Genomic DNA, 15,722 nt, shown 5'->3' on the forward strand with positions numbered 1-15,722 from the left:
GCGTTGGCAGGATGCGAAAGCCGCGGCGTACGGACCTCGTTCGCCGACCACTAATCGATGAGAAAGTCCTGCGCCTCTCTCGCCCGGTGATTGCAGCGTTCATGAAGCCGTGCTGGATTAAGCGCGGGGGCTGTCCCAGTCGGGCGTGCCAGTAATTCGACAGGGAACTAGCGTGGCTACCATCACGGGCACGACGGGCGACGACACTCTGGTGGGCACCGGAGTCGCCGACACCATCACCGGCCTGGCCGGCGCCGACACCATCAGCGGGGGCGCCGGCAACGACACGATCGACGGTGGGGACGGCGACGACAATCTGGATGGCGGAACCGGCAGCGACGTCCTCAGCGGCGGGACGGGCAACGACACCCTCAATGGCGGCTCCGGAGATCCGGCGGGCATTCTGGATACGGCGAGCTACGCCGCGGCCACGGCCGGAGTGCAGGTCAACCTCGGCATCCAGGGCGTAGCCCAGGACACCATCGGCGCCGGCGTCGACACGCTGATCAGCATCGAGCAGATCATCGGCTCGGCCTACAACGATGTGCTCATCAGCGGCGCGGAGGCCGGTCGGCTGACCGGCGGAGCCGGGGATGACCAACTTCTGGGTAACGACGGCAACGACTTGCTGACCGCCGGCCTCGGCGACGATCTGGTCGATGGCGGCGCCGGCACCGATCGAGTGCTCTACACCGACGCGACGGCTGGCGTGACCATCGACCTGAGGACCCAGGGCGTCGCCCAGCAGACCGGCGGCGGCGGCGTCGACACCCTGATCGGGATCGAAGGGATCACCGGCTCCAACTTCGACGACACCCTGACGGGCTCGGGCGGCGCCAACCTGCTCTTCGGCGGTCTCGGCAACGACGTGATCGACGGCAGCGACGGAGACGATCAGCTCAGCGGCGGCCTGGGCGACGACACGCTCATCGGCGGCGGCGGCGTCGACTGGGTCAACTACGACCCCGCACCGTCCTCCATCTCCGTCAATCTCGCCCTCGGGATCGCCATCGGCGCTCAGGGCTCCGACACCCTGAGCGGCATCGAGAACGTAACGGGATCGTTCGGCAACGACACCATTATCGGCGACAGCGCCGACAACATCATCGATGGCCGCGATGGCCACGACCACCTGGAGGGCGGCGCCGGGGTCGACACCGTCACCTATTCCAGCGTGACCAGCGCCACCCTCTTCGTCGACCTGGTGGAAGGCTACGGCTTCGCGAGTTTCCAGAGCAGCTATTTCCAGGACAGCTTGACGGGCTTTGAAAACGTCACCGGCGGCGCGCTCAGCGACACGATCAAGGGCGATCTCAAGGCCAACCGCCTGACCGGCGGCAGCGGCGACGACACGCTGGAAGGCGCGGCGGGCGACGACCTGCTCAATGGCGGCTCCGGGAACGACACCCTGGATGGCGGCGAGGGCGTCGACACCGCCACCTACGTGACCGCCGCGTCCGGCGTGGCGGTCAGCCTGGCGGTGGACGGCGTGCAGCAGAATACCGGCGGCGCGGGACTGGACACCCTCAGCCGCGTCGAGAATCTGGAGGGCTCCGCCCACGCTGACACCCTCACGGGCAACGCTGGCGCGAACCGCCTGACCGGCGGCCTGGGCGACGACACTCTGAACGCCGGCGACGGGGCGGACGTGCTGGACGGCGGCGAAGGGGCGGACACCCTGGACGGCGGCGAGGGCGCGGACGTGCTGAATGGCGGCGCGGGCGCGGACGCGCTGGATGGCGGCGCTGCGGATGACGCCATCACCGCGGGCGCGGGCGACGATACCGTGACGGGCGGCGAAGGGAGCGACCGCCTGGTGCTGAGCGGAAACTTCGCCGACTACACCATCGTCGAAGACGGCGGGGTCTTCACCGTCAGCGACAATCGCGCCGATGGCGACGGCGTCGACACCGTCACCGGCATCGAGGTCTTCCAGTTCGCGGACGGCGACATCGCGGCCGAGGCGTTGATCATCAAGCCGATCGAACTGCACGACGACGAACTGGTCATCACCCGTGGCGTGGCGAGCGCGATCAGGGCGACGACGCTGTTTGGCAACGACACCGTCAACTACAACAACGTGGTGGGCTCGGTCTCCAACGCCGAGGGCGCGACGGTCAGCCTGATCGACGGGCGGCTGGTCATTCTGGCGACGGGCGAAAGCGCCTCGTTCGATTACACCGTGGTCGGCGAGGAAGGCCCGCGCACCGCCCATGTGGTGGTGCGAACCGTGCCCGCCGGGACAGCCGCCGACACCCTGACCCCCGGGGTGACGGCGACCGGCGCCGACTTCCAGGGCCTGGCCGGCAATGATGTGCTGCATGGCACGGCCGGGCAGGACCGGCTGGTCGGCGGCATCGGCAACGACACCCTCTACGGCGGCGCGGGCGACGAACTGATCGGCGGGGCCGGCAACGACATCTACCGCCTGTCGGGGACGCTGCGGACCCTGATCATCGAGCAGGCCGGCGAAGGGACCGACAGCGTCGAGGCCGATGGCGACCATGCGCTGTCCCAGAACGTCGAGAACCTGCTCCTGACGGGGACCGGGAACTGGAGCGGCACGGGCAACGCCCTGGCCAACAAGATCACCGGCAACAGCGGCGCCAACCTGATCGACGGCGGCGCGGGCGCCGACACCCTGAATGGCGGCGCCGGGAACGACACCTATGTGATCGACGACCTCGCCGACCGCGTGATCGACATCGCGGGCATCGACGAGGTGCGCACGGCGCTGGCGACCTACACCCTCGCAAGCGTGGTGGAAAACCTCACCTACACCGGCTCGGGGAATTTCCACGGCATCGGCAACGCGGCGGCCAACGTCCTGGTCGGCGGCGACGGCGACGACATCCTCGACGGCAAGGGCGGCAGCGACCGGCTGGTCGGCGGCGCCGGCGCGGACGCCTACCATGTCGACCGCAGCACGGACGTCGTCGTCGAAAGCAAGGACGACGAGGACCTCGATGTCGTCTATGCCTCCGTGACCTACGCGCTCGGCGTGGGCGTCGCGGTGGAGCTGTTGCAGGCCACCGGGACCGCCGCCGTCAAGCTGACCGGCAACGAACGCGACCAGGCCCTGATCGGCAACGCCGCCAACAACGTCCTGGACGGCGGCGGCGGCCTGGACATCCTGGCGGGCGGCCTCGGCGACGACACCTACTACGTCCATGAGCAGGACGAGGACGAGGACCAGTACGCGGTCATCGTCGAGCTCGACGGCGGCGGGTACGACACCGTCATGGTCGACGGCTACTATTCGATGGACGATTACGTCGAACGCGCCATCCTGACGGCAACCGGCCGGTCCATCTACGGCAACGACCAGAACAACGTCCTGGTGGGCAACGCCCTGGCCAATACCCTGAACGGCGCGGCCGGCGCGGACCTGATGCAGGGTGGGGCCGGGAACGACCTCTACAAGGTCGATAACGTCGGTGACGTCGTCCAGGACAGCAGCGGTGTCGACACGGTCGAGATCACGATCGGGGACTATACGCTCGGGACGGGTCTGGAGAACCTGCGCGTGACGGTGACGGTCGGTGACACCCAGACCCGCGTGCTGACTGGCAACATCCTGGTCAACACCATCCAAGGCGGGGACGGCAAGGACACGATCTACGGCCTGGCGGGCAACGACATCCTTATCGGCGATACCTACTGGGAGGGCGCCTGGGGCGACGACACCCTCGACGGCGGGGACGGCAACGACCGGCTCGACGGCCGGCGCGGCAATGACACGCTGATCGGCGGGGCCGGCGACGACTACCTCGACGGCGGCATGAACGACGACGTCCTGAACGGCGGCGCGGGGAACGATACCTACGTCATCAACTCGCTGCAGGACGTCATCATCGACTCCGGCGGCTACGACACGGTGAGATCCGCCAGTCTGGACTATACGATGGCCGAAGGCATCGAGCGCTTCGTGCAGTATGTCCCGTTCAGCGTCACCATCAGGGGCAATAGCGCCGACAACGAGATAGCCATCGAGAACGCCGCCGGCTCCGGCAACGGCACCTTCTTCGGCATGGGCGGCGATGACCGCCTGGTCGGCATGAACGGCAACGACTGGTTCTTCGGCGGGGAGGGCGACGACGTCCTCGTCGGCGGCGGCGGCGGCGACTACCTCGACGGCGGCGACGGTAACGACAGACTCTATGTGACGGGGCCCAACGGGGGCACCCTGGTCGGAGGCGCGGGCCACGATAGCTACTACCTCGACGCAGCGTTCTACACGATCAACGAAGCGGTCGGCGGCGGGGTGGACACCATCTACGCCCGCGCCGGAACCGGGGTCAGCTTCACCCTCGCCGATAACGTGGAACGGCTTACCGTCACCGGTTCGGGCGACTTCACCGGCGTCGGCAATGGCGACAACAACCTTATCCGCGGCGCGGCCGGCAAGGACGCCCTGTCGGGCCTGGGTGGCAACGACACCCTCTATGGCGACGCCGGCGATGACGAGCTCCGGGGCGAAGACGGCAGCGATGTGCTGAACGGCGGCGACGGGGAGGATACCCTCTACGGCGGCGCGGGCAACGACCGGCTTGCCGCCGGGGCAGGCGATGACAGCCTGTTCGGCGGCGCCGGCGTCGATGTCTTCATCTTCAGCGCGGTCGGCGACAGCACTGGCGGCGACGTGATCCAGGACTTCGACGCCTCCGACATCATCGACCTCGCGAAGATCGACGCCGACAACGGCGCGGCCGGCGACCAGGCCTTCGCCTTCATCGGCGCGGCCGCGTTCAGCGGGGTCGCGGGCCAACTTCGCTCCAGCTACGACGGCGCCTTCACGCACCTGCTGGCGGACGTCGACGGCGATGGCCAGGCCGACTTCGATCTGCTGCTCTCCGGCAACATCGCGCTGAACATCAACGACTTCCTGCTCTGAACGCGGCGAGCGGGACGGCGCCCCTGCCTCCGCCAGGCAATCGAGGTCACAGGAAGCTGTACGGGTCGGTGTCGATGGTCAGGCGGGGGGGCAGGCAGGGACACACGGTGACGGTGCGCCAATTGCCGAAATCTGGGCGATCGAATGATCGGATTCGCTACCGTCCGACCTGCCCCTACCCTCCCGGATGCAGCCCCGGCGCTTCCTGACCCGTGCGGGCGACGTATTCGGTGTAGCCGCCGCCGTACTGGTGGACGCCCTCGGGGGTCAGTTCCAGCACCCGGTTCGATAACGCCCCGAGGAAGCGGCGGTCGTGGCTGACGAAGAGCATGGTGCCTTCGAAGTCGGCCAGGGCCGTGACCAGCATCTCCTTGGTCGCCATGTCGAGGTGGTTGGTCGGCTCGTCGAGGACCAGGAGGTTGGGCGGATCGAACAGCATCTTGGCCATGACCAGCCGCGCCTTCTCGCCGCCGGACAACACGCGGCAGGGCTTTTCGACGTCGTCGCCGGAGAAGCCGAAACAGCCCGCCAGGGTGCGTAAAGCCCCCTGGCCCGCCTGCGGGAAGGAGCGGTCCAGGGACTCGAAGATGGTCTCTTCGCCGTCCAGCAGGTCCATGGAGTGCTGGGCGAAATAGCCCATCCTGACGCCGGCCCCGATGTTGACCACGCCTTTGTCGGGCGTCGTGGCGCCGGCCACCAGCTTCAGCAGCGTCGACTTGCCGGCCCCGTTGGCGCCCAGGACGCACCAGCGTTCCTTGCGGCGCACCAGGAGGTCGAGGCCCTCATAGATGGGCTGGTCGCCGTAGCCCTTGTGGACCTTGCGCAGGCTGATGACGTCGTCGCCGGACCTGGGGGGCTTGAGGAAGTCGAACTGCACCGACTGGCGACGGCGCGGCGCCTCGACCCGTTCGATCTTGTCGAGCTTCTTGACCCGGCTCTGGACCTGGGCGGCGTGGCTGGCGCGGGCCTTGAACCGCTCGATGAACTTGATTTCCTTGGCCAGCATGGCCTGCTGGCGCTCGTACTGCGCCTGGCGCTGGGCCTCGCCGAGCGCCCGCTGCTGGTCGTAGAAGTCGAGATCGCCCGAGTAGGTGATGAGCGAGCCGCCGTCGATCTCCACCACCTTGCCGATGACGCGGTTCATGAAGGCGCGGTCGTGCGACGTCATCAACAGGGCGCCGCCGTAATTCTTGAGGAAGGCCTCCAGCCAGATCAGGCTTTCCAGGTCGAGGTGGTTGCTGGGCTCGTCGAGCAGCATGCCGTCGGGCCGCATCAAGAGGATGCGGGCCAGGGCCACGCGCATCTTCCAGCCGCCGGACAGCAGGCCGACATCGCCGTCCATCCGCTCCTGGCTGAAGCTCAGGCCGGCCAGCACCTCACGCGCCCGCGCCTCCAGCGCATAGCCGTCCAGCGCCTGGAACTGCTCCTGCACCTCGCCGTAGCGTTCGATGATGGCGTCCAGCTGGCCCTCCTGGTCCGGATCGACCATGGCCGCCTCCAGCCTGGTCATCTCGGCGGCCAGGGCGCTGACGGGACCGACGCCGTCCATCACCGCGGCGACCGCGCTCTGGCCCGACATCTCGCCGACGTCCTGGCTGAAATAGCCGATGGTCAGGCCCGGATCGATGACGACCAGTCCGTCGTCGGGCTGTTCCTGGCCGGTGATCATGCGGAACAGGGTGGTCTTGCCGGCCCCGTTGGGGCCGACCAGCCCGACCTTTTCACCCTTCTGGATGCCCATCGAGGCGTCGATGAACAGGAGCTGGTGGCCGTTCTGCTTGGAGATGTTGTCGAGGCGGATCATGGGGCGGTCTGCTAGCCCGGGGTTGCGAAGAGCGCCAGCCTTGGAGCCTTGCCATTTCGCGGTGCGATGATTGGTCCATCCTCTCGCCCCGCGACGACGGGGCCGGGAACCCCCGATTTTGGGGCGACAGGGCCCGGGCGTCGGCTAGATTGACGGCCTCACGTTCGAGGGTCGCCATGTCCAGAGTTTCCGCCGCGTTCGCCGCCCCCCTGCTGATGCTGTCGTTGACGGCCGGGCCGACCCCCGCCCTCGCCGCCCACGGCGAGGAGGGCAAGCCGGTCTATGAGGAGTGCATCCGCCAGGAGATCGAGATGGACCAGTGCCGCTGTTACAGCCGCTACGTCCGGCTCAACGGCGGCGAATACATGGACCAGACCCTGCTGGTCCGGATCATGGGCCACTACCCCCTCAGCCAGAAGCAGAAGATCGGCGATGAGGTCTTCAAGAAGGTCTATGCGCCGAGCACCGAGGCCATGTGGGGGGCGGTGACCGTGCTGACCGACGCCGCCAACCACTGCTCGCGCAGCGACCCCTAGAGCCGATCATTCAGCTTTCTACTTCGGCCATCCCGGGGACCCGAAGGGCGGCGAAGCCAATGCCCGGGTGGCCGAAGTGGTGACACACACCACGTTCATCCCGTGGCCTCTCCAGACACGAAAGTGGTGCGTTCCCCCACCCACTGCATCGCATCACCAGACGCGCACCCGCTGCGCCGGATCGAGATAGAGCCGGTCGCCGGGCTGCACGGAGAAGGCCTCGTACCAGGCGTCCAGATTGCGGACGACGCCGTTGACCCGGAACTCGACGGGGCTGTGAGGATCGGTCAGCACGTCCTTTCGAAGCTGGGCCTCGCGGACCTTGCCGCGATAGGTCTGCGACCAGGAGAGGAAGAAGCGCTGCTCGCCCGTGAAGCCGCCGAGGACCGGCGCCGGCCGGCCGCCGAGCGAAAGCCGATAGGCGTCGAGCGCGACGCTGAGCCCGCTGTTGTCGCCGATGTTCTCAGCCAGGGTCAGGGCCCCGTTGAGGCGCAGGCCGGGCAGAGGCTCGTAAGCCGCGAATTGCGCCACGAGGGCGCCCGTCCGCGCCTTGAAGCGGGCGACATCCTCGTCGGTCCACCAGGCGCGCAGGACGCCGTTCTCGTCCGACTGCGAGCCCTGGTCGTCGAAGCCGTGACCCATCTCGTGACCGATCACCCCGCCGATGCCGCCATAGTTGACCGCGGCGTCGGCGGCCGGGTCGAAATAGGGGGGCTGCAGGATGGCGGCCGGAAACACGATCTCGTTGAAGAAGGCGTTGTAGTAGGCGTTGACCGTCTGGGGCGTCATGCCCCAGGCGTCGCGGTCGGTGGGTTGGCCGAGGCGGCCGGCCTTGCGCCGCCACGCCCACAGCCTGGCGCGGGCGCGGTTGCCGACCGGGTCGCCGGCCCGGACCTCCAGGCCGGCGTAGTCGCGCCAGGTATCGGGATAGCCGATCTTCACCCGTAGCCTGTCCAGCTTGCGCTGCGCCGCCTGTCGGGTGGCCGGGGCCATCCAATGGGCCTCAGCGATACGGGTCCGGTAGGCGGCGCGCAGGGTCTCGACCAGGGCGACCATCCGGGCCTTGGCGTCGGCGCTGAAATGGCGGTTCACATAGAGCCTGCCCACGGCTTCCCCGAGCGCCGTATTGAGCGCCGCGGTGGCGCGTTTCCAGCGTTCCCGCTTGCGGGGCTGGCCGGACAGGGCGGCGCCGTTGAAGGCGAACGCCAGGTCGTCGAAGGCCAGCGGCAGCAGGTCGGCGGTAGCGTTCAGGTAGTGGAAGGTCAGATAGGCGCGCCAGGTCTGGACGGATGTCGTGCGAAACAGCCTGGCCAGGCCCTGGATGGCATCGGGCTGCTTGGCGCCGAACAGGTCGTGATCGTCCGGGATCTCCAGGGTCGCGAAGACGTCTTCCCAGGGGAACTCCGGCGCCAGCGCCTTGAGGCCGGCGCGGGTCTTGGGGTTGTAGGTGAGGTTGCGGTCGCCGCGTTTCTCGGCTGGCCAGTGCAGGGCGGCGATGGCGGTCTCGAGCGCCAGGATCGACGCCGCGGCCGGCGCCGGCTCGGGGTCGCCGGCCATCGACAGCATGGCTTCGATATAGGTCCGATACCTGTCCCGCGCGTCCGTGAAGCTCGCGCTGGCTTTCAGATAGTAGTCGGGGCCCGGCATGCCCAGGCCGGCCTGGCTGACGTTGACGGCATGGCGGTCCGGATCCCTGTCGTCGGCCCAGATGTCGATCGAGAGGGGCCCGCCGGCCCCGAGGTCGACGCGCATGGTCAGCCGGGCGATCTCCTCGTGGGATCCGGCCCGGGCGATCAGGGCCAGGTCTGCCTGGACGGGACGCAGGCCGGCCGCTTCGATCGCGGCCGTATCGAGCCAGGCGGTGTAGAAATCGGCGATCTTCTGTTCCGCGGAGCCCGGCGCCCGGGGCCGGCGGATCAGGTCGTCGAGGATCGCCTTCACATCGGCCTCGGCCTTGGCGCGCAGGGCGTAGAACGGCCCCCAGGAGGCGCGGTCGGGTGGAATTTCGGTGGTCTTCAGCCACGACCCGCCGCCGTAGCGAAAGAAGTCGTCGCCCGGCCGGACCGCCCGGTCCATGCCCGCGACGTCGAAACCCCAGGCCCCGATGGCCGGCCTGGTCGCCGCGGCGATCGCGCGCTTCGGCGGCAGGGGAAGGCAGAGCGCGGCGCCGGCGGAGGCGAGCAGGCCACGCCGGCTGGCCCCTCGTGACGGGCCTTTGCTGTCCATGGACTCCCTCACCGCCTCGAAGCCTGATGTGACATGAGTAGGCGCCTACGGACTTTTGGGGGTCAAATGAATTCCTGGACACCCTTTCGGCCGAAGGTGGCGTCCCGCTCGAATGGGGGAACGCCTACAGGAAGCTGTAGGGGTCGATGTCGATGGTCAGGCGCAGGGCCCCGCGCGGCTTCACCCTGGCCTTCCACGCCGCCATGTAGGCGGAGAGATCGACATTGCGGTCGGCGCGGACCAGCAGGCGTTTGCGGCGGCGGCCGCGGATCAGACCGAGCGGGGCGTCGGCGGGGCCGAAGATCTCGACCCCCGCGGTATTGGGGGCGACGCGGGCCATGTCCTGGGCGAAGGCCTCCAACTGGGCGGCGTCGGGGCCCGACAGGATGACGGCGGCGAGGCGGCCGAACGGCGGCAGGCCCGACAGCCGGCGCAGCTCCATCTCGGCCTCGACGAAGCTGTCGCGGTCGGAAGCGGCCAGGGCCTGCATGACCGGGTGGTCAGGGGCGTAGGACTGCATGAGGACGCGGCCCGGGCGGTCGGCGCGGCCGGCCCGGCCGCCGGCCTGGGCCAGCAGCTGGAAGGTCCGCTCGCCGGCCCTTAAGTCCCCGCCACGCAGGCCCAGGTCGGCGTCGACCACCCCGACCAGGGTCAGGCCCGGGAAGTTGTGGCCCTTGGCGGCCGCCTGGGTGGCGACCAGGATGTCGATCTCGCCGCGCTCCATGGCCTCGACCAGCTCGCGGGCCGACTGGCTGGAGAACATGGTGTCGGAGGAGAAGATGGCGGTGCGGGCCTGCGGGAACAGGCGCTTGGCCTCCTCCTCCACCCGCTCGACGCCGGGGCCGATGGAGACCAGGCTGTCCTTGGCGCCGCAGTGGGGACATTTGTCCGGCTTGGGCATCGAGAAGCCGGTCAGGTGGCAGACCAGCCGGCCGGTGTAGCGGTGCTCGACCAGCCAGCTGTCGGTGTCCGGCGCGGTCAGCCGCTCGCCGCAGGCCCGGCAGAGGACGACAGGGGCATAGCCCCGGCGGTTGAGGAACAGCAGGGTCTGCTCACCGCGCTCGAAGGTTTCGACCATGGCCTGGACCAGGGGCGGCGAGAGCCAGTGGTCGCGCTCGGGCGGGGTCTCGCGCAGGTCGATCATCGTCACCTCGGGCAGGGTGGCGACGCCGTGGCGGGCGACGAGCTTCAGCCAGCCGTAGCGGCCCTGTTCGGCGTTCCAGAGGGTCTCCAGGCTGGGGGTGGCCGAGGCCAGGACGACGGCGCAGCCCTCCAGGTGGGCGCGGGCCACGGCCAGGTCGCGGCCCTGGTAGATGAAGCCGTCCTCCTGCTTGTAGGACCCGTCGTGCTCCTCATCGACGACGACGAGGGCGAGCTTGGTAAAGGGCAGGAACAGGGCCGAGCGGGCCCCGACGACGATGCGGGCCCGGCCGGCGGCGACGTCTTCCCAGAGGGTGCGGCGGCGGGGCGGGGGGACGGCGCTGTGCCACTCGCCGGGGGGGCTGCCGAAGCGCTGCGTCACACGGGCGATGACGGCCTGGGTGAGGGCGATTTCGGGCAGCAGGATCAGGACCTGGGCCTCGGGATCCCTGGCCAGCGCATGGGCGGCGGCCTCGAGGTAGACCTCGGTCTTGCCCGAGCCGGTGACGCCGTCGAGCAGGGTGGCGGAGAAGGCGTTCGTATCGAGCTTCTTGATCAGTTCGGCAGCGGCGGCGGCCTGGCCGGGGTTGAGGGTGTCAGCGCGGGGGGAAAGGTCGAGCAGGGGCGGGGTGCGGTCGGGGAGGCGCTCTTCGATGGCCAGGCAGCCCTCGTCGACGAGACCTTTGACGACGCCGGAAGAAACGCCGGCGGCTTCGGCCAGGCGCGGACCGGGGAGAGCCTCGCGGGCGGCGGCTTCGAGGACCTTGGCGCGGGCCGGGGTCGGGCGTTTGGGCGCGACGCCGGTCGGGACGAGGACACGCTCGGGCTTGGGCTTCGGCGCGCGCAGGCCGCGCAGGGCCATGGCCAGGGGGAAGCCCGGCGAATCGGCGGCATAGCGGGCGGCCCAGTCGATGAAGGCCAGGGTCGAGAGGGGGAGTGGGGGATCGTCAATTCGGTGGTCGATGGGCTTCAGCGGCCGGTTGCCGCCGGTCCCGTCGCGCAGGGCGGTGACGACGCCTCTGAGGAGGCGCGGACCGAGCGGGGCGGCAACCTGGTCGCCGACGACCAGATCCATGCCCTCGGGCTCGGCGTAGTCGAAGGCCTCGGGCAGCGGCATGGGCAGGAGGACGGAGGCGATGCGGCTCACTGGTCCTTCTCCCGCTTGTCGGGAGAAGGTGGCCCCCGAAGGGGGTCGGATGAGGGCAGCGCCAGATCGGAAAGGTCAGCGACGGCTCCGAACGCGCCAGAACGTGCATAAACGCAGAGAGCCGGTGCTGCCCTCATCCGACCGCTTCGCGGCCACCTTCTCCCGACAAGCGGGAGAAGGGATCGTGATGCATCGGCCGCCGCCTTGGTGTAGAACGCCCGACCCAAACCTGTGGACACCTTCGCGATGCAGCTCTTCCTCGACACCACCGACACCGCCGTCCTGGCGGACCTGGCCAAGACCGGTCTTGTGGACGGGGTCACCACCAATCCCACGCTGATCGCCAAGTCGGGTCGTCCCATGGCGGAGGTCATCGCCGAGATTTGCGGTCTCGTCGAGGGGCCTGTCAGCGCCGAAGCCGTCGCCACCGACGTCGACACCATGATCGCCGAGGGCCGCAAGCTGGCCGACATCGCCGGCAACGTGGTTGTGAAACTGCCGCTGACCCGCAACGGCCTGGTCGCCTGCGCCCAGTTCGCCGCCGACGGCATCGCCACCAACGTCACCCTCTGCTTCTCGGTGGCCCAGGCGCTGCTGGCCGCCAAGGCCGGCGCCACCTATGTTTCGCCCTTCGTCGGCCGGCTGGACGACCACGGGGCCGACGGCTGCGGCCTGATCGGCGACATCCGCACCGTCTACGACAACTACGGCTACGACACCGAGATCCTCGCCGCCTCGATCCGTTCGACCGAGCACATCGCCCGTTGCGCCGAGCTGGGGGCCGACTGCGCCACCCTGCCGCCGAACGTCTTCGAGGCCCTCTTCAAGCACCCCTTAACGGACAAGGGGTTAGAAGCCTTCCTGAGCGACTGGACCAAGACGGGCCAGACCATCCTCTAGAAGAGAGTTAAGCGGGCATGTCGGACGGGGCGCGGATCAAGAGACTGGATGGCGCCCCGGACCTGGCGGCGCTGCGCGAGCTGATCCGCGACAACGGCGCCCTGCTGCGCGACGATCCCGAGCTGCTGGCCGACCTGGGCCTGCGGCTCGACGCCGCCAACCTGGTCGACTTCGGCCCAGCGGCCCTGGCCCGGGTGGCCGCCACCGCCAAGCGCGAAACCAAGGCCCGGCGCATGCTGGAGGCCACCGCCCGCGCCAACTTCTCGGCCCAGGCCCAGACCCACGCGGCGGTCATCGACCTGCTGGAAGCCCGCAACCATTCCGACCTCGCCCGCCGGGTGGACGAGGTGGCGACCCTGCGCTTTGGCCTGACCGGCGCGGCGATCGCCCTGGAAGGCCCCGAGCGCGTTCCGGCCGGCTGGCATCCGCTGGTCGAGGGACAGGTGGACCTTATCCTCGGACCGCAGAAGCTGGCGCGGATGGGTTTCCACGCCCCGGCCCTGGGCCTGTTCGGCGACAAGGCCGCCCATGTGAAATCCATGGCCATGGTCCGCATGGCCATCTGGGAGCCGGCCCGCCAGGGCGTGCTGGCCTTCGGCTCGCCGGAGCCGGAAGGCTTCACCAGGGACATGGGCCACGAACTGGTCGACTTCATCGGCCGGGTGTTCGAACGGACGGCCGAACGCTGGCCGGTGCTGTGACCGCCGATCAAGCGCTAGAGACCTGGATCACCCATCTGGCGGCCGAACGGCGCGCCTCGCCCCGGACCTTGGAAGCCTACCGCGCCGGCGCCGCCTCCTACCTGACCTTCCTGGCCCGCCATCGCGGCGAAACCATCACCGTAGAGGCCCTGGGCACGGTGTCGGCCGCCGAGGTGCGCGCCTGGCTGGCCGACAAGCGCGAGCGGGCCGATGGCCGGCAGCTGGCCGCCCGCTCGCTGTCGCAGGCCCTGTCGGCGGTGCGCAGCTTCCATGGCTTCGTCGACCGACGGATGGGCGTCCCCTGCCCGGGCCTGGCCCTGGTGCGCGGTCCCAAGGTGGCGCCCGGCGCCCCCCGGCCGGTCAGCGAGGACCAAGCCCGTGGCCTGCTCATCGAGGCCGGCGCCGACCCCGACCGCGATCCCTGGGAAGGCCTGCGCGACCAGGCGGTGCTGACCCTGCTCTACGGCTGCGGCCTGCGGATTTCGGAGGGCCTCAGCCTGACCCGGGGCGACGCGCCCCTGGGCGATGCCCTGCGCATCACCGGCAAGGGCGGCAAGACCCGCATCGTGCCGGTGCTGCCGGTCGTCCGCGAGGCGGTGGACGCCTACCTCGCCGCCCTGCCCTGGCCGACCGAGCGGGGCGACCCGCTGTTCATCGCCAAGCGCGGCGGAGCCCTGTCGCCGCGCCACGTCCAGGCCGCTATGCAGCTGCTGCGCGGCCGCCTCGGCCTGCCCGACCGCGCCACGCCGCACGCCCTGCGCCACAGCTTCGCCACCCACCTGCTGGGAGCCGGCGCCGACCTGCGGGTCATCCAGGAACTGCTCGGCCACGCCTCGCTGTCGACGACCCAGCGCTACACCCAGGTCGACGCGGCGGGCCTGCTGGCGGCCTATTCGGCGGCCCATCCGCACGCCTAGCGGTGAGGCGCATTCATCGTGCTTTTAAGATGTTTTTCGCAACCCGATTGAATTTAACAGTTAACTTGCGATTAATGTATTGAAGATGCGCGTTAACTCCCCGTTAAGCACACGAGGCCATAGTAAAGTGGCAGGATTTTCGTGGTTAACTTTCCACGTAATCATGCTATGTCATGTCTCGCAGGCGAGACATGACCACGGACATCAACGAGCCCCTTGAAGCTTTGCCCACCCCCCTCACCGGAGGGGCGCCTCCCCCAGCGATTCCGCATCCTTACTTCACCGCGATGCTTTTCGAAATTATGGGACCCGGGCGTGTGCGGAGGGCTCTTATGAGGAATGTTTGGCAGGGTGGAGAAGTGGAAGCTGCTCAGAAGTGGCTAGCGCTGGCTGATGCAGCACGCAAAGAACAGCTTGATAGGATACGCAATTGGCTCGCGGCGGCGGCGGTCGCGGCAACGGCCATCGGAATTCTCATCCACTGGATGTTGACCAGCTAGTCAGTCGAGTTCAACAGGATCCAGCCGCTTCTTGCGCGGCCGCTCGCGCATCACCCCCGGATAGCCCTTCAGCGGGCCCAGCGGCTCGCCCCAGTAGGTCCAGTCGGCGCGTTCGGTCAGGTTCATGTGGTAGCGGGGCTCGCGGCCGGTCCGCTGCGGGAACAGGCTGCGGGGGATGTTGATGAAGCGCGGCGAGCGGGCCTTCTCATAGGCCACCGGCGTGCCGCAGCGGCGGCAGAAGCTGCGGGTGGTGCGGGCCTCAGCGTCCTCGTAGCGGGTAAGCTCCTCCTCGCCCTCCAGCCAGCGGAAGCGGCTTTTCCAGGTTCCGACATAGGTGGCGTAGGCGCAGCCCTGGGCCCGGCGGCTGGCCTCGGAATGGTCATGCCAGGCCCAGACGGCGGGCACGTCGATCTCGAAGCGGACCGCGCCGCAGACGCACTGGCCTTCGGACTGGACGGCGGAGGCCTTGCTCATCGGCGGCTGCGCAGCAGGTAGGTGAGGAAGAGGCCGGCGAAGGCGAGGTCAGCGAGGCTCAGCCAGAAGCTCGACATCGGGGCGCGGCCGGCCTGGACGTTCAGCCAGACGATCAGCGGCAGCGGCGTCTTGCCGATCACCCCCAGCCAGAGAATACCTCGATGGGCCACCGGATCGCGGGCCACCATGGCGTATCCGAGGCCGAAGACGGCGATCAGCAGGCCGGCCGTCTGGCTGGACAGGATGTCGGGGGGCGGCGGCTGGCCGAGGGCGGCGTAGAAGGCGGCCGGGGCGATGAGCAGCGGCAGGCCGACCAGCAGATTGAACAGCGCGGCGACGGCGAAGACGGCTTTCCACAGGCGCATGCTGGTTTTCTCCCGACGGGCAGGCTGGGGCTTCCGCGGGACCGGCGCAAGACCACCCTTCTTTCCGATTTCCCCGACGAAAGTCGGGGCCCAGTGTCCACTCCCGCAAGAGGCGCGG

General features: G+C 69.1%; 11 protein-coding genes. 6 read left to right on the top strand and 5 right to left on the bottom strand.

Annotated elements, in window-relative coordinates; all coding sequences use genetic code 11:
- Positions 1 to 172: 172 nt before the first annotated feature.
- Positions 173 to 4,894: a beta strand repeat-containing protein gene (locus AC1RSK_RS12175; protein WP_492907810.1), complete on the top strand. Its 4,722-nt coding sequence runs from the start codon at positions 173 to 175 to the stop codon at positions 4,892 to 4,894.
- A 175-nt stretch (positions 4,895 to 5,069) separates the two neighbouring features.
- Here AC1RSK_RS12175 and AC1RSK_RS12180 read toward each other — a convergent pair whose 3' ends face one another.
- Complete coding sequence (locus AC1RSK_RS12180; RefSeq protein WP_492907811.1) at positions 5,070 to 6,698, bottom strand: ABC-F family ATP-binding cassette domain-containing protein; 1,629 nt, start codon at positions 6,696 to 6,698, stop codon at positions 5,070 to 5,072.
- A gap of 176 nt (positions 6,699 to 6,874) precedes the next feature.
- Between AC1RSK_RS12180 and AC1RSK_RS12185 the strand changes: the two genes are divergently transcribed.
- The gene (locus AC1RSK_RS12185) at positions 6,875 to 7,234 is read left to right on the top strand and encodes a hypothetical protein (protein WP_492907812.1); all 360 of its coding nucleotides are present in this window, start codon (positions 6,875 to 6,877) and stop codon (positions 7,232 to 7,234) included.
- A 153-nt stretch (positions 7,235 to 7,387) separates the two neighbouring features.
- On the opposite strand, the gene AC1RSK_RS12190 is transcribed toward AC1RSK_RS12185, so the two are convergent.
- Positions 7,388 to 9,460: a M13 family metallopeptidase gene (locus tag AC1RSK_RS12190; RefSeq protein ID WP_492907813.1), complete on the bottom strand. Its 2,073-nt coding sequence runs from the start codon at positions 9,458 to 9,460 to the stop codon at positions 7,388 to 7,390.
- A 124-nt stretch (positions 9,461 to 9,584) separates the two neighbouring features.
- Positions 9,585 to 11,747: a primosomal protein N' gene (locus tag AC1RSK_RS12195; RefSeq protein WP_492907814.1), complete on the bottom strand. Its 2,163-nt coding sequence runs from the start codon at positions 11,745 to 11,747 to the stop codon at positions 9,585 to 9,587.
- 246 nt (positions 11,748 to 11,993) lie between these two features.
- Between AC1RSK_RS12195 and fsa the strand changes: the two genes are divergently transcribed.
- The 4 genes from fsa to AC1RSK_RS12215 all read left to right on the top strand — a co-directional run bounded on the left by fsa (position 11,994) and on the right by AC1RSK_RS12215 (position 14,765).
- Positions 11,994 to 12,647: a fructose-6-phosphate aldolase gene (fsa, locus tag AC1RSK_RS12200; RefSeq protein WP_492907815.1), complete on the top strand. Its 654-nt coding sequence runs from the start codon at positions 11,994 to 11,996 to the stop codon at positions 12,645 to 12,647.
- A gap of 17 nt (positions 12,648 to 12,664) precedes the next feature.
- On the top strand, positions 12,665 to 13,348 hold the full coding sequence (locus AC1RSK_RS12205) for a DUF484 family protein (protein ID WP_492907816.1): 684 nt from the start codon (positions 12,665 to 12,667) through the stop codon (positions 13,346 to 13,348).
- Positions 13,345 to 14,265 (top strand): tyrosine recombinase XerC, encoded by a 921-nt coding sequence (locus AC1RSK_RS12210; protein ID WP_492907817.1) that lies wholly within the window; start codon positions 13,345 to 13,347, stop codon positions 14,263 to 14,265. Before AC1RSK_RS12205 ends, AC1RSK_RS12210 begins: the two co-directional genes overlap by 4 nt.
- A gap of 191 nt (positions 14,266 to 14,456) precedes the next feature.
- Complete coding sequence (locus AC1RSK_RS12215) at positions 14,457 to 14,765, top strand: hypothetical protein (protein WP_492907818.1); 309 nt, start codon at positions 14,457 to 14,459, stop codon at positions 14,763 to 14,765.
- Here AC1RSK_RS12215 and AC1RSK_RS12220 read toward each other — a convergent pair whose 3' ends face one another.
- Positions 14,766 to 15,239, bottom strand: a complete 474-nt coding sequence (locus AC1RSK_RS12220; protein WP_492907819.1) for a GFA family protein — start codon at positions 15,237 to 15,239, stop codon at positions 14,766 to 14,768.
- Positions 15,236 to 15,604, bottom strand: coding sequence for a hypothetical protein (locus tag AC1RSK_RS12225; RefSeq protein ID WP_492907820.1), 369 nt, complete (start codon positions 15,602 to 15,604; stop codon positions 15,236 to 15,238). Before AC1RSK_RS12225 ends, AC1RSK_RS12220 begins: the two co-directional genes overlap by 4 nt.
- Between the last annotated feature and the right edge of the window lie 118 nt (positions 15,605 to 15,722).

The organism is Caulobacter sp. GW821-FHT11A05 (assembly GCF_058809015.1).

Excerpts from the sequence above, each read along its gene's own strand:
- AC1RSK_RS12180 (WP_492907811.1), bottom strand. The coding sequence starts at position 6,698 with ATGATCCGCCTCGACAACATCTCCAAGCAGAACGGCCACCAGCTCCTG.
- AC1RSK_RS12185 (WP_492907812.1), top strand. The coding sequence starts at position 6,875 with ATGTCCAGAGTTTCCGCCGCGTTCGCCGCCCCCCTGCTGATGCTGTCG.
- AC1RSK_RS12190 (WP_492907813.1), bottom strand. The coding sequence starts at position 9,460 with ATGGACAGCAAAGGCCCGTCACGAGGGGCCAGCCGGCGTGGCCTGCTC.
- fsa (WP_492907815.1), top strand. The coding sequence starts at position 11,994 with ATGCAGCTCTTCCTCGACACCACCGACACCGCCGTCCTGGCGGACCTG.
- AC1RSK_RS12205 (WP_492907816.1), top strand. The coding sequence starts at position 12,665 with ATGTCGGACGGGGCGCGGATCAAGAGACTGGATGGCGCCCCGGACCTG.
- AC1RSK_RS12215 (WP_492907818.1), top strand. The coding sequence starts at position 14,457 with ATGACCACGGACATCAACGAGCCCCTTGAAGCTTTGCCCACCCCCCTC.
- AC1RSK_RS12220 (WP_492907819.1), bottom strand. The coding sequence starts at position 15,239 with ATGAGCAAGGCCTCCGCCGTCCAGTCCGAAGGCCAGTGCGTCTGCGGC.
- AC1RSK_RS12225 (WP_492907820.1), bottom strand. The coding sequence starts at position 15,604 with ATGCGCCTGTGGAAAGCCGTCTTCGCCGTCGCCGCGCTGTTCAATCTG.